This is a genomic window from Aliiroseovarius conchicola (genome assembly GCF_041403445.1).
Lineage (GTDB): Bacteria > Pseudomonadota > Alphaproteobacteria > Rhodobacterales > Rhodobacteraceae > Aliiroseovarius > Aliiroseovarius conchicola.
The window spans coordinates 151,113-174,229 of record NZ_JBGEHL010000006.1 but is presented as its reverse complement, the minus strand read 5'-3'; the positions used below and the strand labels follow the sequence as shown (position 1 = coordinate 174,229).

Sequence of the window (23,117 nt, the reverse complement as noted above, 5' to 3'; positions counted from 1 at the left end):
GGCTTAACCCTGATTCCTTTAAAAACAGTTTCAGTGATCAAAACGGAGGAACACATGGCGCGGATCGGTTTAGAGCAGCTGACAGCAGAGCTATCATCGGTAAAACCTGTCATTGACGTCGGGCGCATCGCTGAGATTGGTCAAGGTACATTGCGGATCACCGGGTTGTCTGCCGCGGCTGCACAGGCCGATCTGGTCGAGATTCGACCCAGTTCGGGCCGCCCGCGCATGGGTGAAGTACTGAACCTGTCATCCGATTCTGTGACCGTATTGCCGGACGGGGATGTCGAAGGCCTTCAGATCGGCGATCAGGTCAACCTGGAAGGTCGGGCCGAAATTGCACCGGATGACAGTTGGATCGGCCGTGTAATAGATCCCATGGGACGATCATTGGATGGACGCCCAATTTTGCGAGGCGCCACGGCGACGCCACTGAGAGGTGAGGTGTCCAACCCCACGGAACGGCGGCCATTGGGTGAACGGTTAGAAACCGGGCTGGCCGCATTTAACACGTTCCTTCCGATTGTTCGCGGGCAACGCATCGGATTGTTTGCAGGCTCTGGCGTTGGCAAATCCACACTCTTGGCAAAACTGGCGCGCGGAGTTCAGGCAGATGTCGTCGTGATTGCCTTAATCGGCGAACGAGGCCGAGAGGTTCGAGAGTTCGTTGATCGAGTTCTTGGACCCGAAGGAATGAAACGAGCGGTTGTAGTTGCGGCAACGTCCGATCAGTCTCCAATGGTTCGGCGACGCTGTGGATGGGCCGGAATGACGGTCGCCGAGCATTTCCGCAATCAGGGGCGTCACGTACTGTTCTTGGCTGATAGCGTCACACGATATGCCGAAGCACATCGCGAGATTGCGTTGGCTTCCGGTGAGAGCGGAAATTTGCGGGGCTTTCCTCCTTCTACTGCCCAGCAAATAACCACCCTATGTGAAAGGGCCGGGCCCGGAACCGCGGGAGAAGGCGACATTACCGCTATTTTCTCGGTTCTGGTCGCGGGATCAGACATGGAAGAACCCGTTGCCGATATTCTGCGCGGTGTGCTTGATGGCCATGTGGTGCTGGATCGAAAAATTGCGGAACGCGGACGCTTCCCGGCGATCGATCTTCTTAGGTCGGTGTCGCGCGCGCTTCCTGATGCCGCGACCGATGACGAGAACGCTTTAATTTCGAGAGGGCGAAAGCTGTTGGGTCTGTACAGCCGATCTGAAATGATGATTCAATCCGGGCTATATGCGGCAGGGTCAGATCCAGCCCTCGACGAAGCGATTGCTGCGTGGCCGGCACTTGATGCGCTTTTAACGGAATCTGAACCTGATAACAGTGCGGCGAGCTTTGCAAGGTTGGCTGAAAGCGTCTGAAAAACGCCAATGCGTCCAACTCTTAGTGCTCCACCGCAAGGAGGGAGACCGGTTTTCGGGACGGCTTCAATGATTCTTGAAGATAAAATTGACCTCCTGGACCGGATATCAATGCGTGTTTCTAAGCGTTTTGAAGCAATGTAAGCGCGATGGCACCACCCGACATGGCGGCAGCGCCGGCAGCGATTTGCGACCGGACAAGGAACAAGCGGTTGAGTTCGTCCCTCTTGCCCGGCTCAGTGAATTGATCAACTTCTGCCGCACCCAGATATCGTTCCGCCTTATCTCGAAAAGTGGCGAGTTGTTGATCCAGATCGAGCGCGGCAAATGAACTTGGCAATCCAAACGCTGTTTCAAATACCTTCCGCAACGGTGGATTACCCATGATCTTGTACCATTTTGTGTCTGCAGAACCGGAACTATCAACAATGTTGGTCAGTTCATTATCAACAGTCATGGCCAACCGCATTGTTTCATCTTGTCGGCCAACAGCGATTTCAAATTGCTTTTGTCGATAGGCCGTCGCAAGTTCAGGTCCGAAATCTGAAACCTGTGTCCGCGGTATCCCGTAATCCCCAAAGCCAAACGCTTTAGAGAACTCCAGATACCGTTTGTCCGAGAGCTTGTTGGCCAAATCACCAGTGTCCAACGTGCCATCATCCAACACCTTCTTGATGAAGTAGGTGTTGTTTATGTCGTCATCCAGCCCGAAGGCCCCCAACGCCACGCGCAATAGGGTTTGATCTTCGATAAGATCGCTGCTGGTTTTTACTTCACCGATTTTGTCGTTAAAGTATGCCGTCTCTCTCTCGATTACAGGCGACGCATCGAATGCACGCTGTTGCGCCGCCTGAGTTCGCTGAAGAAAGGCCCAGCCGGCGGCACCGCCCATCGGTATGACGGGTTGAAAAGTCATGACGCGCGCGCACCCATTAGACGCTCCTCTCGCGGCAGAAGGGCCCGGAGATGTTTGAGCGCAAAGTAATACTGGTTATCTAGCACCGCACTGGTCGCCGTGGCTAACAGCTCGCGGCTGTCAGTATCTGTCAGCACCTGGCTAAGCTGTTCAATACCCCTGAGTATCTGCAATCGCGCCTGTTCTTGCTCAACATCGCCAGACAGAACCAATTGCGCGATATAGCAGACCCTGCGAACCGGCGTATTTGCTTCCTCAGGATGGATCGCGTCGCGAAGGCGCAGGATATTAGCATTCGGGGTCACAATCGAAAGTCGCGAGCGTCGATCACCATTTTCTATGACCGCACCATTGATCAAAACGCGTTCCTTTGGGCTGAGTTTCAGCACAAGTCCGGTCATGCGATGCCCTCCTTCTGGCGCAATCCTTTCATGATTGCGGTGTTGATCTCGACCAGCACGTTAGTGTCGGCGCCGTCTGATAGAACCTTGCGACTGTGGTCTGCGGTGAACTCTGCAAGATAGAAGATGCGCGCGCGCAGCTCGTCAGGCAGCCCGTTACCCGCATCGGCGACGTCAGCTGCCAGTAAGGTCCAAAGTTTGCGGTTTTCATGGAGAGCTTCGGCGAGGCGCGGAAATTCCGATGCTGTGGCCCGGCGCAATCGATGTGTAATCTTTGCGAAGGCTTCATATTCGGTGCCACGCGAGGTGCGCAACGGTGCGCGAGAAGAGGAATTGTAGGCCGTTTTGGCCTGTGCAGCTGCGTACACGGGGATTTCCTTCCAGTGACGGTTTATTTTGAATTCCTATAGGAGGGCGCCATTTTTAGCGCCCTCGCTATTGTTTAACGGAACAGCGACAGGATGTTCTGTGGCGCCTGGTTGGCGATTGATAGCGCCTGTGTGCCAAGCTGCTGCTGCACCTGGAGTGCCTGTAGGCGCGCAGATGCCGCTTCCATGTCCGCATCAACCATTGCGCCAATGCCCGACTTCAGTGAATCCGACAACTTGCCGACAAAGTTTGACTGGATTTCGATGCGACCCTCGACCGAGCCAAAGGATGCTGAGGCATCAATTGAGGTCTGGATCATGTTCTCGATTGCGCCAAGTGCTGCATCAGCACCCCCGCTGGTCGATACATCCATCGTGGTAAGGCCCGACAAGCCACCCGAACCGCGCGAGGCGCTGAACGAGAATGCAATGTCGGCGTTGGTCTCATTGGTGATTTCCAACTGAGCCGCGTTGGTGTCGATGTCCATGGTGAAGCTGTTGCCGTCCAGGCCTTGCGAGATCAGTGCGTTCTTCATTCCCGCAACGACCGATTCCGCAGTATCGCCTTCTTTTACAACATAGCTACCCTGCACTGTCCCGATTGTCAGCGACAGTTGGTCGCCCACAACCAGCCCGGTGTTTACTCCCGTATCAACTCCTGCCGCGTCAGGCATGACAGCGGCTGTACCAGTCGCACCACCTGACGCGTCCAGGAAGGCAAACGTATCGAGGGTGATCGAGTCGTTGGTGCCCCCGTCATTCGCATCAATAACACCTGCCGTACCTGTGTCGGTCCCGACAGACGCTGCGGCCGTTGTAAGAGCTGTACCAGCCGTCAGCGATAGGTTCTGTGCGTCTACACCGATCGAGCTTGTGACGACCGAACCATCTGCCTGCCGATCAAGTGAAGAAAGTACATCAACACCCACATTTCCGTTGGTGTTGGTTCCGCCCTGAGTACCGTCAACTAGGTTTAGTCCGTTGAATTGTGCCGCCCCAACGACTGAGTTGATCTGATTACGTAGTGCAACGATATCCGTTTGGATTTTCCCGCGATCGACATTGTCCTCTTGGGCGGCCACGATCTTGGATTTGATGTCCGTCAGCAAGTCGGTCACAGTTTCCGATGCCTGACGGGCGACGGCTACTGTGCTTTCGCCAAGCGAAAGACTGTCAGAGATGCCTTTGAAACCTTTGACATCCGCTTCCATCACCTTCGATATCGCCCACACAGCCGCGTTGTCCTTGGCCGATCCGATGGACTTACCTGTGGAGATCTCCGCCTGTGTGCTCGCGAGGTTGGAGTTGATGGATTTCAGTGTCTGAAGCGCAACCATGGCGCTGTTGTTTGTCAGTATACTGGACATAGGTTTTTTCCTTCAGTCATTGACGCTTTGCGCCAGATTTCATCACCGCCGTCTTGGCGGAATTTCAAAGCCGTTCTGACTATTGCGATGCCGATTTGCGGCACGCGCCACCCCCTCAGGATGCCTGAAAACGATGCGATGAAACCTCTGAAGAAAATCTAAACTCGCCTAGGCTTGTTCCCATCAATTTGAAACAACTCCGCCGAAATCATGCCTTCTTCTCTATACTTGTTTGCTGTGCGGATAGGTTCATCGCCTGCCCCGCCTTGGTATAGGTCCGGAGTTCAGATCGTGCGGATTGCAAGGCCTCCAAGCGCTTCTGGACAGCCCGTATTCCCTGTGCGACGGCACTAAGAAGGGTTTGATTGTGGTCAGCCCGAGTTTGTAATTCCTCTAACATTTCGGCGGACGCCACCGACGCGTTTAGATCGGCCATTAGCCGTTCTTTCTCGGGAAGAAGTCGCGTTATCTTCTCGACATCGCCCGACAGAATCAATGAGCGTTCGCGATCAAGTAGGTCGAGCAGATCAACCGACGCAGAGTTTGTTTCAGCGTGCTTCATTCTCTGCCTCTTTCAATGCCTCAAACAACGATTGGGCCAGACCAATGCCGCCCGTCTTTACCATCTCCTCGGCCTGTGCTTGTCGTAGAAATGACGAAAACTGGTCTTCACCCGCGCCTCCCCCGAACGCGTCGCGCGCCTGCCCAAGCCCCGCGGACTTCAACATCTCGGACAGGAAACTTGCCTCGAGCTTTTGTGCCACCGCCATAAGGCGCGCATCTTGCGAACCCGTGTGTGTCGTGGACACGCGATTGGTCGTTGGACTGGTCGTGGTTACAGGATCCATGCCTGGTCCTTTCTAATACTGACAATTTTCCCATTTATCCCATCAAGCGGTAAAGAACTGGTAACTTCGGTCTGCAATGTTGTGCGTATCGGAGTCAGAACACCCGGAAACACGAATGCAACTACACCATGCGATGCTCTTTGCTGGAATTGGCGAACCGGGAACGGCGAGCAAAGGACAGATACCCGTGTCTGGCGACAAACACGAGATGGATGGTGCCGTGTTTGCCCTTGGCCCAGTACCGATCGAGCAGGGCATCAAGCCTGTTCTGAAAGCGGGCCCAAAGAATACGAGCGATGCGGAATACGGATCAGAAGCTTTGCTGATCCCGCAATATGAAACGGGAACAACGCGAGCGGTCCCAGCGGAAACGAGTTCGAATTCCGATGCGCAGATTCGGTCAAATGGCGCGCAACGGACTGTGCCATTGTCTGCACAACCTTCCACTGAGTCGCCTCTCAATCCGGAAAGTGTGGCCGGAACGGGCATTGAACCCCACCAACAAACCAAGAAGGTTTCCAGCTCAGGATCCTTGCCGCAGACAGCAGTTCCTGCCAAGGGTTTCGTAAATCCAGGACGCGGAACGCTTTTTGTGGATTCGCACCATCTTTCGCTAGACGATCGCACGAAGACCGTAATGCTGGATCCACCAGAAGTGTCATTGATTGCTGGTGAAACAGCGCGCGGACCGCAAGCCTCTGCCATTGACGCAGGACGCACTGCTGCGTTGCTGACTCTCGGGCGGATGTCACTGGATATGGCCGTATCAATCAGTGGTTCAAATAATGCGGAACTCGGAGGTTCGTCACCCGCTGATCGCGTAGAAATGCAGATCACTCATAATCAAGTCTCCAGAGCGACACGTGGGGTCCACGATATGCCGATCAATTCGGCTTCGTATCAATCTGCAAACCCGGAACTAAAAGCGGACACAAAAGCGACGGGCCAGACCGGTGCTCGCCCAGAAACACCAACGCATACGACGTCGATAATCGATAGCAACACAGCGGTTTCGACTCAAGCCGCACCTGCCCTATCAACCAACACGTCACCCTCCATCATGTCCGGTATTTACAACCCCATAGAGGCAGGGAGTGAGCTGTCTGACCAGAATGTGCATCTGACACCAGACGAGAAGTTCCACGATGCCTTTGTCGCGCAAGGAGCGGATACACGAACAGCGTTGCCCGCACGGATCGGGGTAGATGCTCCGCGTATCATTTCTGCCCAGCTGGTTGAAATTGCGCGGACGCTTCCTGACAAGCCCGTCGAGTTAACGCTCAATCCCGAAGAACTAGGACGCCTACGCATGACGTTCCAGTCGGATGCAACCACGATGAACGTGGTCTTGCAGGTAGAACGGCCTGAGACGCTGGATCTAATGCGCCGCCACATCGAATTGCTGGCGCAAGATATGAAAGAATTGGGTTATGAGGACGTCAATTTCTCGTTTCAGCAACAAGGTGATACGGCACCTGGCGATCAACAGGAAAGCAACGATCCGGAACCAGAAACCGCGACCTTTCTTTTCAAGACAGAGGATCAACTAGCCACAGATTCGCGGCTGGTTGGTGCGGCAACTGCCGGCGTGGACATCAGGATATAAGGAGCAACAAACATGGACGTTACCCAAAATATGCCGGCCGCCTTGACGGCTGCACCCGCGCAGTACACGCAGCCTGATCAGAAAGAGGGGGCGGCGATATCGTCGGATTTTGAGACATTTCTGAAAATGCTGACCGCACAAATGGAAAATCAAGATCCGCTTAACCCCGTCGAAGGTTCCGACTACGCGGTTCAATTGGCGACCTTCTCAGGCGTTGAACAACAGGTTATGACCAATGACCTTCTGGAGGGACTGGGTGCCAAACTTGGCCTGATGGGGCTGTCGGATATCGCTGGCTGGGTTGGGATGGAGGCCCGCGTTGCCGCCCCTGTGTTGTTTGACCAGACACCAATTACATTGGTTCCTCAGCCTGCATCTGGCGCAGATCAGACGCGATTGGTGGTGAAAAACGAGGCAGGCACAATTGTAGAGAACCGCGTGATTCCGCTGTCCTCCGAACCTATCCAATGGGCCGGTGTGGACGAGGGGGGAACGCCTTACCCACAGGGTGTATATTCGTTCGAGTTGATCAGCATGGGTGCAGGACGGCATCTGTCATCCGATCCCGTCGAAGCCTTCAGCCGCATCACCGAAACTCAAAGTGCGGACGGCAATCTTTGGTTAGTTCTAGAGAGTGGTCAGAAAGTCGCAGCCGATCAAGTTGCAGCAATTCGCGAGCCATAAAGTTACCCTTGTCGTGCCCTTGGCTCGGCCATAGTTTGGCCCGACCTAGTAGCGGGATGCAGTGTATGCGAAGGCAATTGGCCAGCACCACATTTGATGCTCTTAAACGTATCTGGTCGGATGCTGGCGTGATCCCGATGAATGCGCACTGGCATGGACTGGATGGCGGACGAACAAACCCCATTTGGCGCGTCGATATGCATGATGGAACACGGCTGGTGTGCAAGCTCTTCATGCCAAACACGGCTACACCCCTTTTTGCCAATGACGGAACGCGCGAAGCCTTGGCTTTGCAAGCGCTCGAAAGGTCAGGGATCGCCCCTGAAATTGTCGCTTTTCAGGATACCAGTTTTGGTGAGTCTCTGATCTATCGCCATGTTGAGGGGCCGACCTGGAATGGGGATGTGCAGAGCGTCGCGAGGCTGATGGCCCGTCTGCATCAGCAACCGCTACCAGCAGGACTGCCCGAGGTCACCCTTACCTCCCAAACGATGATAGCAGACGGGTTGGCCATGCTCGCGCAGTCGGGCCATGATCTGGGACCGCCTCCCGATGTGGCGGTGGGACCGACAAGTCGCCAAGCGTTCCTTCATGGTGATATCGTGCCGGGCAATATCCTAGCCAGCCCCGGGCGGCTCGTGTTGATTGACTGGCAATGCCCGGTGATCGGCGACCCTTGTGCCGATTTGGCAATGTTTCTGTCGCCTGCGATGCAGGTCGTATATGGCCGCCGCCAACTGACCGCGACTGAAATCGAGAGTTTTCTGGTCACATATCAATCGCACAATCAGGATATGCAGACGGTCGCCCGGTATCGCGTCTTAGAGCCGCTGTTCCACTGGCGAATGGCTGCCTATTGTCGTTGGAAAACAGCACTAGGCGATTTGGCTTATGAAGGAATGGCCGATCTGGAACTTGCTGAACTACAGCAAAGTTGACACCCAAACAGCGGCCAATGCGAGTCCACCGCCCAAGGCGACGTAGCTCATTGCCCGGAGCGGGCGGGCACGGTCAATATCTGGGGCGGGCGCGGATTGCTTTATCAATGCGGCCTCTGCCAATTCGGGCAATCGCGGCCCAAACCGCGCCAGTACTCGTGCGGTTTTGATCAGATCCCTCACCAAAGCCTTCGGTCCGATCGAGTTTGTGATGTAGCTTTCGACAACTGGTTTCGCCACCTGCCAGATGTTGATGTTGGGGCTCAGCGATCGCGACACCCCTTCGACAACAACCATGGTGCGTTGTAGCAATATAAGCTCGGTGCGGGTTTCCATACCAAACTTCTCGGTCACTTCGAACAGATATGACAGAAGGCGACCCATAGAAATCTGGGTGGCGTCCATTCCGAAAATCGGCTCGCCCACAGCGCGCAGGGCGCGGGCGAACTCTTCGACATTCTGGTCTGCTGGGACGTATCCGGCCTCGAAATGCACCTCGGCAACACGGCGATAATCGCGTGTGATAAAACCATAGAGGATTTCAGCATAGACGCGGCGTGTGTATTCATCGATCCGCCCCATGATCCCGAAATCAATCGCAATGACATCACCGTTCGCGGCAAACTTCAGGTTCCCTTGGTGCATGTCCCCGTGAAACAGACCGTCGCGCAAGGCGTGGGATAAAAACAGCTGTAGAACGCGTTCGCCCAGCGCATCCATATCAAGGCCGGAGGCGCGGATCGCGGGCAGATCGTTGGCTGGAATGCCTTCGCCCCAGCCCAAGGTCATGACCGACCGGCCCGACAGACCCCAATTCACCTTCGGAACGAAGAAGCCGGGGTCATTCACGGTATTCTCTGCAAATTCGCTGGCCGATGCGCTTTCCAGTCGCAAGTCCAGCTCGCCCATTACGACCCCTTCGAAGTGTTCGACCACATCGGTGGGACGCAGGCGACGCGTAGATGGCAGCAGCCATTCGATGACGCCGGCGGAAAAGTGGAAGGCGTCAATGTCCGTGCGAAACGCACGTTCGATGTTTGGGCGCAGGACCTTGACTGCGACTTCTTCGCCGGTAGATGCCAATCGTGCTTTGTGAACCTGCGCGATGGAAGCCGCCGCAACCGGTTCTGAAAACTCCGAGAACACCTGATCAATTTTGATGTTCAGTTCCTTCTCGACCATCTGTCTGGCAACGGAAGAGGGGAAGGGCGGCAGCTTGTCTTGCAGGTATTGCAACTGGTCGGACATCTCGGCCCCGACCACATCGGGACGGGTCGACAGGATTTGTCCGAACTTGATATAGGCAGGGCCCAGCGCTGTGATCGCGCGCGTAACAGGCGGAAGGGATGTATCCCCTTTCTTGCCAAGCCATGAAAACGGAAATCCAACGACCCGCGCGGCCAGCCGCAGCATGGGCGGCGCGTTCATCGCATCCAGAACGACGCCCATCGCGCCGGTTCGCTGGAAGGTCGCACCAGTTCGGATCAACCGCCAAATATTGTGAGGGCCGCGCATCCTAGATCTTCCACCCTGAATGAAGGGCGGCAATGCCCAAAGACAGGTTGCGATACTTTACGTTGTCAAAACCCGCATCTTTGATCATCTGCGCGAACGTGTCCTGATCGGGAAACTTGCGGATCGATTCGACCAAATACTGATAGCTGTCAGCATCGTCCGCGATCAGCTTGCCCATGCGCGGAATGACGTTGAAGGAATAGAGGTCATAGAGCTTCTGCATCCCATCATTGGGAAGTTGACTGAATTCCAGAACCATCAGGCGCCCGCCCGGTCTCAGCACGCGGTAGGCTTCGGACAGAGCATCCGCAATCCGTGTCACGTTGCGAATGCCGAAGCTGATCGTGTAGCGATCAAAGCTGTTATCCTCGAACGGCAGCGCCATTGCGTCACCGACGACCCAGTCCAAACGATCTGCTAGATTGCCGGCTTCGGCGCGCTTGCTACCCTCAACCAGCATCGACTCGGTCATGTCCAAAACGACGGCCGATGCATCGGGCGCGCGGCCAACGAAACGAAACGAGATATCGCCCGTACCACCTGCAACATCCAAAAGCCGCTGGCCAGCGCGCGGTGCCAGCCAATCCATCATCGCGTCTTTCCAAACACGGTGAATGCCGACCGACATCACATCGTTCATGATGTCGTATTTCGAGGCGACGTTGGTGAAGACGCCGTGGACCATACCGGCCTTGTCGTCCTCATCTACCGTGCGGAACCCGAAATGGGTGGTTTTTTTCTTCGAGGTGTTCATTGGGCTTGCCCATTCCTTACGATTGATCCCTCATATCGTGACGAATGGTGGCACACAATGGAGAGGCGGACGAGATGCCCGAATTACCCGAAGTCGAGACGGTTCGTCGCGGCCTGTCCCCAGTTATGGAAGGTGCCCGGGTCGCACAGGCACAAATTCGACGTGAAGGGCTGCGTTGGCCTTTTCCCGATCGCATGGCTGAGAGGTTGACAGGCGCGAAGGTTTTGCGGCTTGGGCGGCGGTCGAAATACTTGTTGGCTGATCTTGATACGGGCGAGACGTTGATCACCCATCTGGGAATGTCCGGGCGAATGCTGATTTCAGGCCATCAGATGGGAAAGTTCCATCATGAACACCCGGCACCCGAAAAACATGATCATGTGGTCATAGATATGGACAACGGTGCCCGTGTCACCTTCAACGACCCACGGCGCTTTGGAGCGATGGATCTTTGTGACACAGATGCACTACAAGATCACAAGTTGATCCGGGTGTTGGGGCCTGAACCTTTGGGTAATAACTTCGATGAGACCTATCTGACAGGTGCTCTACGCACCCGCAACTCGCCCATTAAAACTGCACTTCTGGATCAGGGAATCATCGCGGGCCTGGGCAATATATATGTGTGTGAGGTGCTGTTCCGCACGGGGATTCATCCAGCACGGAAAGCAGCGCGGCTGTCAGTTGGTCGCACGGCCTCGCTTGTTCCAATCATCCGTGACGTGCTTTCTGAGGCGATCGAAAGCGGCGGGTCATCCTTGAAAGATTACCGCCAGGCCGACGGTGATTTAGGCTATTTTCAGCATAATTTCCGGGTATATGGCCGCGAAGGCGAACCCTGTGTGACGCAGGGTTGCACTGGAAAAATCAAGCGAATCACGCAATCGGGTCGTTCAACTTTCTATTGTGCGCAATGCCAAAGATAGCTTGATCACCCAAGCTTGCATGCTTACGACTTAGGACCGACCACCACGGACAAAGGCAAGGGGAACCATGGCCTATAAGAATATTATCGTTGAGATCGAAGATCACATCTGTCTGATCAAGCTCAACCGACCCGACGCGCTAAACGCTCTGAACCTCGAACTCTTGGGCGAACTTGGCGACGCACTGGCAGATGGCCAGAAGAACGACAAAGTACGCTGCATTGTTGTGACTGGATCGGAAAAGGCGTTCGCCGCCGGGGCCGACATCAAAATGATGGCCGAGAAAAGCTTCGTCGATGTTTTCGCGGGAGATCTGTTTACGCCAGAAGAAGATGCGATCATGCGCATTCGCAAGCCGATCATTGCTGCTGTTTCCGGCTATGCGCTGGGCGGCGGATGTGAACTGGCGATGATGTGCGATTTCATCATTGCTTCGGACACCGCTAAATTTGGCCAGCCCGAGGTAAACCTGGGCGTGATGGCCGGCATGGGGGGCTCGCAACGCCTGACCAAGCTGATTGGTCGCGCCAAGTCGATGGACATGAACCTGACCGGGCGCTTTATGGACGCCGAAGAAGCAGAACGCAGCGGACTTGTCAGCCGTGTTGTTCCGGGCAAAAAGCTGATGGACGAAGCAATGTCTGCTGCCGCCAAGATTGCCGAGAAGTCCATGATCACGGTCATGGCCATCAAAGAAGCCGTGAACCGGGCAGAGCAATTGCCGCTGACCGAAGGTATCTTGTTTGAACGCCGGCTATTCCATTCGCTCTTCGCCACCGAAGATCAGAAAGAAGGCATGGCCGCCTTTACTGAAAAGCGCGAACCCCAGTTCCGCGACAAGTAAGTTCACTTTTTTGGGTTCCCTTTGCGGCAGAATTGCCGTAAAGGGCAGCCCATACATGCGCGTGAGGCCCGCTTTGGCCAGAATCACCGGTTCTGAACCCGGTCGGGTGCTGATGCGCAGCTTTTGAAACGATATACACACCCGAAAGAGGGATCAGACACATGGCAAATTCGCCCCAAGCAAAAAAACGCGCCCGCCAGAACGAGCGTCGCTTCGCAGTAAACAAAGCCCGCCGTTCGCGCATTCGCACCTATCTGCGTAACGTCGAAGAAGCGATTGCATCCGGCGACAAAGACGCAGCCGCTTCAGCCCTGAAAGCGGCCCAGCCCGAACTGATGCGCGGCGTGACCAAAGGCGTTTACCACAAAAACACAGCGGCCCGTAAAATGTCGCGTCTGACATCGCGCCTGAAAGCGATGGCTTAAGACTTCGACTGGTCGAAAGACTGGTTTTGAAAATCTAGCGGAGCGTGTCCCCCGGGGCACGCTCCGCTCGCATTTCAGGCCCCAAAAATTGCATTTGTGCAAGCCGCTTGGGATTCGCATTCGGAAAGAATGAGTCAAGCGCGAAGTTCTATTGCGTGCTCCGCAGACAGCTTGCTAGCTTGCATTCAGCGATTCACATCGTTGACTTGGGACTATGATATAATCAAGGGGTAAACCCTTGAACAATAAGGTTAATACCTTGACTTAATGAATGAATCAGAAGTTCTCTGATTCATTCTGCGCAGAGACGCAAAGCCAACTTGGGGGTTGGCGTTTCGTCTGCGCGTGCAGCGGACGTCGGATCACTATTGGTTCGACAGGCTGAGTTGTTGTCATGTCTCTACGCCCGGACGGGCGACCGATGCGGCAAGCATAGACTTGCCCCTAGGTTGCTTTGTGTTTGGCGCACCCGGTTGAGGCGGGTGTTCGGTTTGTGTTGTGGCTGCGGGCGCCGAGGCGCCCTGAATGTCGATATGTTTGATAATAGGCTGCCGCTGGTCAGCTATAATGAAATCCGGGTCGAGGTGACATGACGAACGAAGAATGGGGACTTGTTCGAAGCAAGCTGCAAAAAACTGTTGGGCAGAACAACTATACAAACTGGATTGAACCGCTCGAATTTGCGGAGCTGAACAAGGGGGTTGCGACCTTCCTTGTCCCCACGAATTTCATGGGAAATTGGGTCGACCGTAATTTTGGCGACAAGATCTTGCGCCAGATGCACAGTGAAGGCTTGAAAGTCACTCGACTTGAGTTTTCAGTTCCTACGCGACCGGCAAATACTGAGCCCGCGGCAGCGCAGCCTGCACAAGTCACGTCAGTTTCTGCAAAGCCCGCTCGGAAAGATGAACTGCCAGGGGCCCCTCTGGTGAAGAGCTTTACCTTCGATAATTTTGTCGTTGGGAAGCCAAACGAGTTGGCCCACGCCGCCGCGCGTCGCGTCGCCGAGGGTGGGCCTGTCACCTTTAACCCGCTGTTTCTTTATGGCGGCGTTGGGCTTGGCAAGACCCACCTGATGCACGCCATTGCGCACGAGATGACAACGCGCCAGCCAGAATTGCGCGTGGTCTACCTGTCTGCCGAACAGTTCATGTATCGTTTCATTCAGGCGATCCGAGAAAAGCAGATGATGGATTTCAAGCAGCTTTTCCGGTCCGTTGATGTTCTGATGGTTGATGACGTTCAGTTCATCGCCGGTAAAGACAGCACGCAAGAAGAATTCTTCCACACGTTCAATGCGCTAGTGGATCAAAACAAGCAGATCATTATCTCGGCTGATCGTGCGCCCGGTGAGATCAAAGATCTTGAGGATCGGATCAAGAGCCGCCTTCAGTGTGGGCTTGTGGTGGACCTGCACCCGACCGATTATGAACTTCGGTTGGGCGTTCTGCAAACCAAACTCAACACGTTCCGCAAGGATTACGAGGGGTTGGTGATTGCCGATGGCGTTCTTGAGTATTTGGCGCACCGAATTTCGTCCAACGTGCGGGTTCTGGAAGGGGCTTTGATGCGCCTCTTTGCCTTCGCCTCTTTGATCGGCCGCGAGATTACGTTGGAGATGGCTCAGGATTGTCTGGGCGACATTCTTCGCGCATCAGATCGCAAAGTTACGGTGGAAGAAATTCAGCGCAAGGTCAGCGAGCATTACAACATCCGCCTGTCCGACCTGATTGGTCCGAAACGCGTGCGGACAATCGCACGTCCGCGTCAGGTCGCGATGTATTTGGCAAAGCAAATGACCTCACGTTCGTTGCCAGAGATTGGGCGACGTTTTGGGGGCCGGGACCACACCACGGTCATGCATGGCGTCAAGCGCATTGATGAGCTGAAAGGCAAGGATGAGCAGATTGCAGAAGATCTGGAGCTTCTGCGCCGCGCTTTGGAGGCCTGAGAGGGCCTGAATTGGTGGGAAATCGGCCGCTAAAGCCTTGACCCGCCCGCGAAAGAATCGGACATTCCGAATAACGAATTGAGCCGGGCGGTGAGCGTGTTATGTTCCCCGTCCCGGTATCTGTCAGGAGTGGGACATGAAGATCAGTATCGAACGCGGCGCGCTTCTTAAGGCCGTGGCACAGGCGCAATCAGTTGTAGAACGCCGAAACACCATTCCAATTCTGGCAAATGTGTTGATCGAAGCCGAAGGCAACGCGGTATCTTTCCGCGCAACTGATCTGGACATCGAAGTTGTAGACAAGACCGATGCCATGGTCGAACGCGCCGGCGCAACGACCGTTTCAGCTGTGACTTTGCACGAGATCGTGCGCAAGCTACCTGATGGTGCGCTGGTGCAATTGACTGATGATGGCGCGACTGGGCGTCTGTCGGTCGAGGCTGGTCGCTCGAACTTCTCTTTGGCGACGTTGCCCAAAGAGGATTTCCCGGTCATGGCGTCCTCTGAATACTCAGCGAATTTCTCTGCACCCGCGCCAGTTCTGCGCCGTTTATTCGACAAGTCAAAATTTGCGATCTCCACAGAAGAGACGCGGTATTACTTGAACGGTGTTTATATGCACGTCTCAGATGCGGATGGCGGTAAAGTGCTGCGTTGCGTGGCGACCGATGGCCACCGTCTTGCGCGCATTGATGCTGACTTGCCGTCCGGTGCCGAGGATATGCCCGGTGTGATCGTTCCGCGGAAAACAGTGGGCGAGATGCGTAAGCTTTTGGATGATGACGATGCAACCATCGCCGTTTCAGTGTCCGAGACCAAGATCCGCTTTGCGACACCCGCGATTACGCTGACATCTAAGGTTATTGATGGGACGTTCCCGGACTACACACGCGTCATTCCCACCGGCAATACGCGCAAGTTGGAAGTGGACGCGACCGAGTTTGCGCAAGCGGTTGATCGTGTCGCCACGGTGTCAAGTGAACGGTCGCGGGCCGTTAAGTTGCAGTTGGACGAGGATCGCTTAGTGCTTTCTGTGAATGCACCAGATGCGGGTGCGGCGGAGGAAGAGCTTGCCGTTGCCTATGGCGATGAGCGATTGGAGATTGGGTTTAACGCCAAATACTTGCTGGAGATCGCAAGTCAGGTCGACCGCGAGAATGCCGTGTTCATGTTCAACTCGTCCGGCGATCCTACCCTGATGCGTGAAGGCAACGACACCAGCGCCGTTTACGTCGTCATGCCGATGCGTGTGTGACCAAAGCTGCGCATAGATTTTATGCCTCCGGCGGGGATATTTTCAGAAAGAAAATGAGGCGCGCCGGGTGATGCTGGCCTTGCGGGCGCTGACACTCAGCCATTTTCGCAGCCATCGGGTGGCGCGCTTGTCGTTGGATGGGCGACCCGTTGCCATTTATGGACGCAATGGGGCGGGTAAAACCAACATCCTTGAAGCGATTTCAATGTTGTCGCCGGGGCGTGGGTTGCGGCGATCAACAGTGGACGAGATGATCCGGCGGCCGGAGGCTTTGGGTTGGAAAATCGCTGCCGAGTTGCAAAGCCTGCATCAGGTACATGAGGTTGAGACCTGGGTTGAAGCAGGCGCAGCACGTCAAGTGCGGATTGATGACAAGCCTGCACCACAGGTCGCCTTGGGACGGATTGCTCGAATTCTGTGGCTGGTACCGGTGATGGATCGCCTTTGGGTCGAAGGGGCTGACGGACGGCGGCGGTTTCTAGACCGGATCACCATGAGTTTTGAGCCGACCCATGCCGAGGCGGTTTTGACCTATGAAAAGGCAATGCGCGAGCGAAACCGGCTTTTGAAGGACGGACAGAAGGACGAGCATTGGTACGCAGCGCTTGAGGCGCAAATGGCAGCTTCTGGAGTCGCAATATCATCCAACCGGGTCGCTGCTTTGACGCAGCTGGGAGCGGCTCAGAACGAGGCGGAAACAGCATTTCCGACGGCTGAGCTTTCGCTGGCGCAAGCCGACGAAGCAGAGTTACCTGAGGATAGCGAAGGTCTGGCCGATGCTTTTGCTGCCAGCCGCCCGCGCGACCTGATGGCAGGGCGCACGCTTGTAGGTCCCCATCGGACGGATCTGGCTGCAATCTATGCTGCCAAGGGCATCGCCGCGCGTGATTGTTCAACAGGCGAGCAAAAGGCGCTTTTGGTGTCCCTGATCCTTGCCAACGCACGCGCCTTGGCGCAAAGCTTTGGGGCGCCGCCCATCCTGCTGTTGGACGAAGTTGCCGCACATCTGGATGCGGGCAGACGCGCGGCCCTCTATGACGAAATTTGTGCGTTGGGGGCGCAAGCATTTATGACAGGGACTGGTCCCGAGCTGTTCGCAGAACTTGGGGACCGGGCGAGCCATTTTGAAGTCAGTGAGGTCGAAGGCACCTCGCTTGTGGAGGAAGTGTTAGGATGAAAACCAACCGTGTGACGCTGATCACCTTGGGCGTGAAAGAAATCGCGAGAGCAAGGGCGTTTTACGAGGCTATCGGATGGGTTCCGTCCAGCACCGAGGATGAAATGGTCGTTTTTTACGACATGAACGGTATGAAGTTCGGCTTCTATACGCTGGACGGTTTGGCTAAAGACACCCGCCGAGACATCGCAGACCTAAAAACTGGGGCCATGACACTGGCGCAGAACTTTGCCACGGAGGCCGAAGTTGATGACGCGTTCGAGAAGGCTCTGGCAGCTGGCGCGACCGAGGTGGCGCGCCCTGAAAAGGTATTCTGGGGTGGTTATTCTGGCTATATCGCCGACCCCGATGGGCACCTTTGGGAATACGCCATGAATCCGTTTTGGTCGCTTGATGACGACGGGCAGTTGAAGTGACAATCACTTCCGCCGAACTTGGCTTTTACGTCTTTGGGCTATTCGTCCTGTTCCTGACACCCGGCCCTGTCTGGGTTGCCCTTGTTGCGCGTGTTTTGTCCGGTGGGTTCAAGCAGGCGTGGCCGTTGGCAATGGGTGTCGCGATTGGTGATATCTTTTGGTCTGTGCTCGCCGCCCTCGGAATGGGGTGGGTGGCGGCAAGCGTCGGCGGAGCGATGTTGGTGCTCCGGCTGGTTGCAGCGGCGTTTTTTATCTGGCTTGGGATAACCATCATTCGCTCGGCAGATGCCAGTATCTCGGGGGATCGCAAGCTGACACGGCCCGGCATCTGGGCGGGCTTTATTGCCGGGTTGATTGTGATCATCGCCAATCCGAAGGCGATCCTGTTTTACATGGGCGTGCTGCCTGGGTTCTTTGATCTGTCGCGTCTATCCGCCCCGGACATTGTCGCGATCGGATTTGCTTCGTTCGTCGTGCCACTTGTCGGCAATTTGATCTTGGCATTTTTCATAGATCGGGCACGTCGGTTGCTGTCATCCCCGAACGCGCTGCGAAGGATGAATTTGGCGGCTGGAACAATGCTGATTTTGGTTGGATTGATTATTCCATTTACCTAATCCAGCGCCCCTTGTATTTGACACCAAATCTTGTGTCGGATAGGTGACATTACCCCCGAAAACCCCTATATTTTCCGGGACGAACAACAGGAAGGCCCTCATGGCTGATGACGTGCAAAGCGGTGCCGATTATGGTGCCGAATCTATTAAAGTTCTCAAAGGGTTAGAAGCCGTTCGAAAGCGCCCCGGTATGTATATCGGTGACACTGATGACGGGTCTGGCCTGCACCATATGGTGTATGAGGTCGTGGACAACGGAATTGACGAGGCTTTGGCTGGTCATGCGGATGCGGTGACGGTGACAATCCACGCCGATAGCTCAGTGTCGGTTTATGATAACGGACGCGGGATTCCCGTAGATATCCACCCGGAAGAAGGCGTGTCAGCGGCCGAAGTGATCATGACACAGTTGCATGCGGGCGGTAAGTTTGACTCGAATTCCTATAAGGTGTCGGGCGGCCTGCACGGTGTAGGTGTTTCTGTTGTGAACGCTCTGTCCGATTGGCTGGAAGTTCGCATCTGGCGCAACGGAAAAGAACATTATGCCAAGTTCGCGCACGGTGACACGGTCGAGCATCTGACCGTCGTTGGCGAATGTGGCGATCGAACTGGAACCGAAATTCGTTTTCTTGCGTCGACCAATACGTTCTCGAACCTTGAGTATCAGTTTAAGACGCTAGAGAACCGTCTGCGCGAACTATCGTTCTTGAATTCCGGTGTCCGCATCATCATTACCGACGAACGCCCAGTGGAGAAGTTGGTCTCTGAGCTGCACTACGAAGGTGGCGTGAAAGAGTTTGTGAAATACCTCGACCGCTCCAAGACTCCGTTGATGGAAGAGCCCATTTTTGTTGTCGGCGAGAAGGACGATATCGGTGTCGAGGTGGCGATGTGGTGGAACGATGGTTACCACGAAAATGTGCTGCCCTTTACCAACAACATCCCGCAGCGCGATGGCGGTGCACACCTTGCTGGCTTCCGCGGGGCGCTGACGCGTACGCTTAACCTTTATGCGAACTCATCTGGGCTTGCAAAGAAAGAGAAGGTGAACTTCACCGGAGATGACGCGCGCGAAGGTCTGACCTGTGTGCTGTCGGTCAAGGTCCCCGACCCCAAGTTCTCGTCTCAGACGAAGGACAAGCTGGTAAGCTCCGAGGTTCGTCCAGCTGTTGAAAGCCTGATGAACGAGAAGCTGCAAGAATGGTTTGATGAGAACCCCAACATCGCCAAGATGATTGTGGGTAAGATCATCGAAGCAGCGTTGGCCCGCGAGGCCGCCCGCAAGGCGCGCGAGATGACGCGTAAGAAATCATCGCTTGATGTGGCCTCTTTGCCCGGAAAGCTTGCGGATTGTCAGGAACGTGACCCGGCCAAACGCGAATTGTTCCTGGTCGAGGGTGACTCGGCTGGAGGGTCTGCCAAGCAGGGTCGGTCTCGTTATGATCAGGCTGTTCTTCCCTTGCGCGGTAAAATCCTGAACGTCGAACGCGCGCGGTTTGATCGGATGCTGTCCAGTCAGGAAATTGGCACGCTGATCACTGCATTGGGCACCGGCATTGGAAGGGATGAATTCGACATCGCAAAGCTGCGTTACCACAAAGTCGTCATCATGACCGATGCCGATGTTGACGGCGCACATATTCGGACACTTCTGCTGACCTTCTTCTTCCGGCAGATGCCGGAGTTGATCGAAGGTGGATACCTCTACATCGCGCAGCCGCCGCTTTACAAAGTCAGCCGCGGCAAGTCTGAGGTCTATGTTAAAGACCAAACAGCGCTCGAGGATTACCTGATTGAGCAAGGGATCGACGGCACAGTGCTGCGTCTTGCCACCGGGGAAGAGATCGCCGGCGCGGACCTTGCACGCATCGTTGAAGGCGCGCGCAATTTCAAGCGCATTCTGGATGCGTTCCCAACGCATTACCCACGCAACATTCTGGAGCAGGCTGCGCTTGCCGGTGCTTTTGATCCGGGCCGTGCAGATGCTGATCTACAGGCGGTTGCCGAAGGTGTGGCCGCGCGTCTGGATAAAGTTGCGGTTGAATATGAGCGCGGCTGGCAGGGCCGGATCACTCAGGATCATGGCATTCGACTGGCGCGTGTCCTGCGCGGGGTCGAGGAAATTCGCACATTGGATGGCGCAGTCTTACGCTCCGGAGAGGCGCGCCGTCTGTCCGAAGTGTCCAAGGACACACGTGACATTTATCGCGACACGGCGAGGCTGTCCCGCAAGGAGCGCGAGCTTCTTGTACAGGGGCCTATCGACCTTCTGAAAGCAATCTTGGCTGAGGGTGAAAAGGGCCTGACGCTGCAACGTTATAAAGGTCTTGGCGAAATGAATCCCGACCAGCTTTGGGAAACCACTCTGGACCCAGAGGCGCGCACGTTCTTGCAGGTGAAAGTTGATGATCTGGCTGAAGCTGACGACCTGTTCACCAAACTGATGGGCGACGTCGTCGAACCCCGCCGGGAGTTCATCCAGCAAAACGCGTTGTCGGTTGAGAATTTGGATTTTTGAGCGCGGTTTCTGCGATGCGCGGAGGAGCATATACGCGATCTATGCCTTGGACATCAAACCTGCTTGGCGGTGTTCCTTGAGGAATTCGGTGTACGTATAGGTGGCAGTCAAGAACACAATTGTCGCCAAGGGAGTTCGTCTGTTCTCGACCTATGCCGGTGGTATGTCGATCGTGGACCTGCAGCGAGGTCTCGGCTCGTGCGTCATAGGCCAGGCCTGATTTGATTGTCTCGTTACGATCAAATTGGCTGAAGAATCGGGCGCGGGCGGGACGGGGCAAGTTGGGGCGCTAGATCACATGATCGGGCAGCCGGAGAAGACTCGGCGGACGAACCACGACTATCGGACGATTTCGTCTCACGCACGCTCTTGACGCCCTGATACCCATGAAATATGTCCTAGCTTCACTGGGCGGGCGTTGTGTAGTGGTAAGACCTTAGCCTTCCAAGCTAATGACGCGGGTTCGATTCCCGCCGCCCGCTCCAGTAAATTCTCTTCGACCTATGTACAGCTCCTCTGGTGGCTTAGGTGCACCCATCTTTTGCATTAAATGACGGCTCAGTAGTGCGCTTTTCGTGGAGTGCTGGCCTATTGGTGGGCAAGCGCGGAAAAAAGCACCTGTCCGTTCACCGGCGCCCTTTTTTTCTGCCCTTCCAGACCGGTGGTACATCCCCCGCCATGATGCAGCCGTAAGGGTCGATGTAATCTTCGATCTCGGCCAGATCATAGGATTTGATCTGGGCAACCACATTGTCGGCTTTTTTGTAACTTGACGGCAGCTCCGACGCGTCCACGCCACCGGCATGGAACCGAATATCCAAGCCCTCGGTTTCTGCCTTCAGCATTTGTTCAGGCGTGACCGACCCCATCCGGCGCTTGTGCTCGGAACGCGAGAAGTTGCGCCCCGCGCCGTGAGGGCTGAAGCCAAGACCGTGATCCGCATCATTGCCGCGCACAATCAGCACTGGTTCGGACATGTTCAGTGGAATGAGTGTCAGCCCCGTCGCGTCCAATGCATACCCGTCCCAAGCAGGCGTCGCCCCTTTGCCGTGATAGAAAAGATCACCTCGTTTGAAGACGAAGTTGTGCTCGTTCCAGAACCGCTCGCCAACATCGCCCACGCGCGCGGTTTCGACCGTCGCTTGATGGATCGCATTGTGGTTGGCTTTGGTCCATTTACGGATCAGTTGCAGCGCATCCCAGTAGTCGCGACCTTCCTCAGTATCTGCCGGGATCCAAGCGTTCTGCTTCGCGGTCTGCGGCGATAGTTCCTTGCGGAACTTTTCGGCCACATGCATCCCATGCTTGTACAGCACAGCCCCCGGCCCGCGCGAGCCATGATGCGTCACCATCGCCGTGCGCCCAGTCTTGCGCGACCGTCCGACAAACAGGAAGTGGTTTCCGTCGCCCTGTGTCCCCATATGTTCTTGCGCCATGCGCAGGATCTTGGGGCTGTTCAGGAACGGGTTCTCGCGAAAAGCATCCAGAAGCTTTAGGGAGGTGGTGAAACGCTTGCCCTGAGGACGCCCGCCGGGCCCGAAGTGGGTGATCGACTGGGCTGCATCCAGAACTGTCTTGGGATCTGCATTGCCCAGATCGGTGATCATGACCGAACAGCAAATATCAGCTGAATGCATCCCCGGATGGATTGCATTGTGTGTGGCGACAACACCACCTACCGGGATGGTACCCACAGGACCAGCCGGGCAGGCGTCGGGCATGATGACTCCCGCTTCGATTGTTGGGGTACGCATCAGCGCAGTCATGGTCTCGCGGACTTTGGAGACATTGTCCTCCTCGTCCGGATGGTCCGCATTTATGTTTTCGTGAAACGGCACTTCACCGGCCGCGCGCAGATCCATAGTCACCGGAGCGGGAGGAATCTCGCCGTTCAGTTCCTGCCGGATACGCACCAGCCCGAACCCTTCGGCGCGCATTTCGTTGGCTTTCGCCAACAGCGCAGGAAACTGCTTGCCGGGGCGGTGCCCCCAGTGTTTCAAGTGGTCCCCGGTCACGGGGTAGTTTTTGTCTTGTTCAGTCATCGCTCTCGCTCCTTCGCCGCAGTTTCCAACTGCGACATGAACTTTGTAATTTCGCTCGGCCAAGAAGTGCCCTGTGCGAAGTGGATTTCAGCGGCGGGCTGGGTTCTTGTCCGTGCGCCATGGGAATCCATGATGGTCTGGTGGTTTAGCTCGGGGTTGCAGAAAAAAACCAGGACGACAGATG

Annotated in this window: 22 protein-coding genes and 1 tRNA gene; 14 read left to right on the top strand and 9 right to left on the bottom strand. The window is 55.5% G+C overall.

Annotated elements, in window-relative coordinates; all coding sequences use genetic code 11:
• Positions 1 to 54 precede the first annotated feature (54 nt).
• Positions 55 to 1,365: a FliI/YscN family ATPase gene (locus tag V6N04_RS12340; protein ID WP_371170476.1), complete on the top strand. Its 1,311-nt coding sequence runs from the start codon at positions 55 to 57 to the stop codon at positions 1,363 to 1,365.
• Between the two features lie 121 nt (positions 1,366 to 1,486).
• Here V6N04_RS12340 and V6N04_RS12335 read toward each other — a convergent pair whose 3' ends face one another.
• The 6 genes from V6N04_RS12335 to V6N04_RS12310 all read right to left on the bottom strand — a co-directional run bounded on the left by V6N04_RS12335 (position 1,487) and on the right by V6N04_RS12310 (position 5,265).
• Entirely contained in the window at positions 1,487 to 2,281 is a 795-nt protein-coding gene (locus V6N04_RS12335; protein ID WP_371170475.1) for a DUF1217 domain-containing protein, read from the bottom strand.
• Positions 2,278 to 2,682 (bottom strand): flagellar biosynthesis repressor FlbT, encoded by a 405-nt coding sequence (gene flbT, locus V6N04_RS12330; RefSeq protein WP_371170474.1) that lies wholly within the window; start codon positions 2,680 to 2,682, stop codon positions 2,278 to 2,280. Before flbT ends, V6N04_RS12335 begins: the two co-directional genes overlap by 4 nt.
• Positions 2,679 to 3,050, bottom strand: a complete 372-nt coding sequence (gene flaF / locus V6N04_RS12325; RefSeq protein ID WP_371170473.1) for a flagellar biosynthesis regulator FlaF — start codon at positions 3,048 to 3,050, stop codon at positions 2,679 to 2,681. Before flaF ends, flbT begins: the two co-directional genes overlap by 4 nt.
• Before the next feature lie 74 nt (positions 3,051 to 3,124).
• Complete coding sequence (locus V6N04_RS12320) at positions 3,125 to 4,417, bottom strand: flagellin N-terminal helical domain-containing protein (RefSeq protein ID WP_371170472.1); 1,293 nt, start codon at positions 4,415 to 4,417, stop codon at positions 3,125 to 3,127.
• Between the two features lie 208 nt (positions 4,418 to 4,625).
• Complete coding sequence (locus V6N04_RS12315) at positions 4,626 to 4,979, bottom strand: hypothetical protein (RefSeq protein WP_371170471.1); 354 nt, start codon at positions 4,977 to 4,979, stop codon at positions 4,626 to 4,628.
• Positions 4,966 to 5,265, bottom strand: a complete 300-nt coding sequence (locus tag V6N04_RS12310) for a rod-binding protein (protein WP_371170470.1) — start codon at positions 5,263 to 5,265, stop codon at positions 4,966 to 4,968. Before V6N04_RS12310 ends, V6N04_RS12315 begins: the two co-directional genes overlap by 14 nt.
• A gap of 220 nt (positions 5,266 to 5,485) precedes the next feature.
• On the opposite strand from V6N04_RS12310, the gene V6N04_RS12305 reads away from it, so the two are divergent.
• The 3 genes from V6N04_RS12305 to V6N04_RS12295 all read left to right on the top strand — a co-directional run bounded on the left by V6N04_RS12305 (position 5,486) and on the right by V6N04_RS12295 (position 8,493).
• Positions 5,486 to 6,871, top strand: coding sequence for a flagellar hook-length control protein FliK (locus tag V6N04_RS12305; RefSeq protein WP_371170469.1), 1,386 nt, complete (start codon positions 5,486 to 5,488; stop codon positions 6,869 to 6,871).
• A gap of 12 nt (positions 6,872 to 6,883) precedes the next feature.
• Positions 6,884 to 7,555 carry a flagellar hook capping FlgD N-terminal domain-containing protein gene (locus tag V6N04_RS12300; protein ID WP_371170468.1) on the top strand — a complete coding sequence of 224 codons (672 nt, stop codon included), beginning with the start codon at positions 6,884 to 6,886 and terminating at the stop codon, positions 7,553 to 7,555.
• Between the two features lie 65 nt (positions 7,556 to 7,620).
• On the top strand, positions 7,621 to 8,493 hold the full coding sequence (locus V6N04_RS12295) for a phosphotransferase (protein WP_371170467.1): 873 nt from the start codon (positions 7,621 to 7,623) through the stop codon (positions 8,491 to 8,493).
• On the opposite strand, the gene ubiB is transcribed toward V6N04_RS12295, so the two are convergent.
• Both ubiB and ubiE read right to left on the bottom strand, forming a co-directional pair.
• A complete protein-coding gene (ubiB, locus tag V6N04_RS12290) occupies positions 8,479 to 10,008 on the bottom strand; it encodes a 2-polyprenylphenol 6-hydroxylase (RefSeq protein WP_371170466.1) in 1,530 nt (509 codons plus the stop codon). The two genes, V6N04_RS12295 and ubiB, sit on opposite strands and share 15 nt — an antisense overlap.
• 1 nt (position 10,009) lies before the next feature.
• Positions 10,010 to 10,762: a bifunctional demethylmenaquinone methyltransferase/2-methoxy-6-polyprenyl-1,4-benzoquinol methylase UbiE gene (gene ubiE / locus V6N04_RS12285; RefSeq protein WP_371170465.1), complete on the bottom strand. Its 753-nt coding sequence runs from the start codon at positions 10,760 to 10,762 to the stop codon at positions 10,010 to 10,012.
• A gap of 74 nt (positions 10,763 to 10,836) precedes the next feature.
• Between ubiE and mutM the strand changes: the two genes are divergently transcribed.
• The 10 genes from mutM (at position 10,837) to V6N04_RS12235 (ending at position 21,376) form a co-directional block, all read left to right on the top strand.
• Positions 10,837 to 11,688, top strand: coding sequence for a bifunctional DNA-formamidopyrimidine glycosylase/DNA-(apurinic or apyrimidinic site) lyase (gene mutM / locus V6N04_RS12280; RefSeq protein ID WP_371170464.1), 852 nt, complete (start codon positions 10,837 to 10,839; stop codon positions 11,686 to 11,688).
• 67 nt (positions 11,689 to 11,755) lie between these two features.
• Positions 11,756 to 12,532 carry an enoyl-CoA hydratase gene (locus V6N04_RS12275; RefSeq protein ID WP_371170463.1) on the top strand — a complete coding sequence of 259 codons (777 nt, stop codon included), beginning with the start codon at positions 11,756 to 11,758 and terminating at the stop codon, positions 12,530 to 12,532.
• Positions 12,533 to 12,693: 161 nt separating this feature from the next.
• Positions 12,694 to 12,957, top strand: coding sequence for a 30S ribosomal protein S20 (gene rpsT, locus V6N04_RS12270; RefSeq protein ID WP_371170462.1), 264 nt, complete (start codon positions 12,694 to 12,696; stop codon positions 12,955 to 12,957).
• A 589-nt stretch (positions 12,958 to 13,546) separates the two neighbouring features.
• On the top strand, positions 13,547 to 14,908 hold the full coding sequence (gene dnaA, locus V6N04_RS12265; RefSeq protein WP_371170461.1) for a chromosomal replication initiator protein DnaA: 1,362 nt from the start codon (positions 13,547 to 13,549) through the stop codon (positions 14,906 to 14,908).
• Positions 14,909 to 15,044: 136 nt separating this feature from the next.
• Complete coding sequence (dnaN, locus tag V6N04_RS12260; protein WP_371170460.1) at positions 15,045 to 16,163, top strand: DNA polymerase III subunit beta; 1,119 nt, start codon at positions 15,045 to 15,047, stop codon at positions 16,161 to 16,163.
• Between the two features lie 70 nt (positions 16,164 to 16,233).
• On the top strand, positions 16,234 to 17,340 hold the full coding sequence (gene recF / locus V6N04_RS12255) for a DNA replication/repair protein RecF (protein ID WP_371170507.1): 1,107 nt from the start codon (positions 16,234 to 16,236) through the stop codon (positions 17,338 to 17,340).
• On the top strand, positions 17,337 to 17,756 hold the full coding sequence (locus tag V6N04_RS12250; RefSeq protein ID WP_371170459.1) for a VOC family protein: 420 nt from the start codon (positions 17,337 to 17,339) through the stop codon (positions 17,754 to 17,756). Before recF ends, V6N04_RS12250 begins: the two co-directional genes overlap by 4 nt.
• Entirely contained in the window at positions 17,753 to 18,373 is a 621-nt protein-coding gene (locus V6N04_RS12245; protein ID WP_371170458.1) for a LysE family translocator, read from the top strand. Before V6N04_RS12250 ends, V6N04_RS12245 begins: the two co-directional genes overlap by 4 nt.
• 100 nt (positions 18,374 to 18,473) lie before the next feature.
• Positions 18,474 to 20,891, top strand: a complete 2,418-nt coding sequence (gene gyrB, locus V6N04_RS12240) for a DNA topoisomerase (ATP-hydrolyzing) subunit B (protein WP_371170457.1) — start codon at positions 18,474 to 18,476, stop codon at positions 20,889 to 20,891.
• Positions 20,892 to 21,302: 411 nt separating this feature from the next.
• A tRNA-Gly gene (locus V6N04_RS12235) sits at positions 21,303 to 21,376 on the top strand.
• Between the two features lie 141 nt (positions 21,377 to 21,517).
• Here V6N04_RS12235 and V6N04_RS12230 read toward each other — a convergent pair.
• Positions 21,518 to 22,933, bottom strand: coding sequence for an RtcB family protein (locus V6N04_RS12230; RefSeq protein ID WP_371170456.1), 1,416 nt, complete (start codon positions 22,931 to 22,933; stop codon positions 21,518 to 21,520).
• Positions 22,934 to 23,117: the final 184 nt, after the last annotated feature.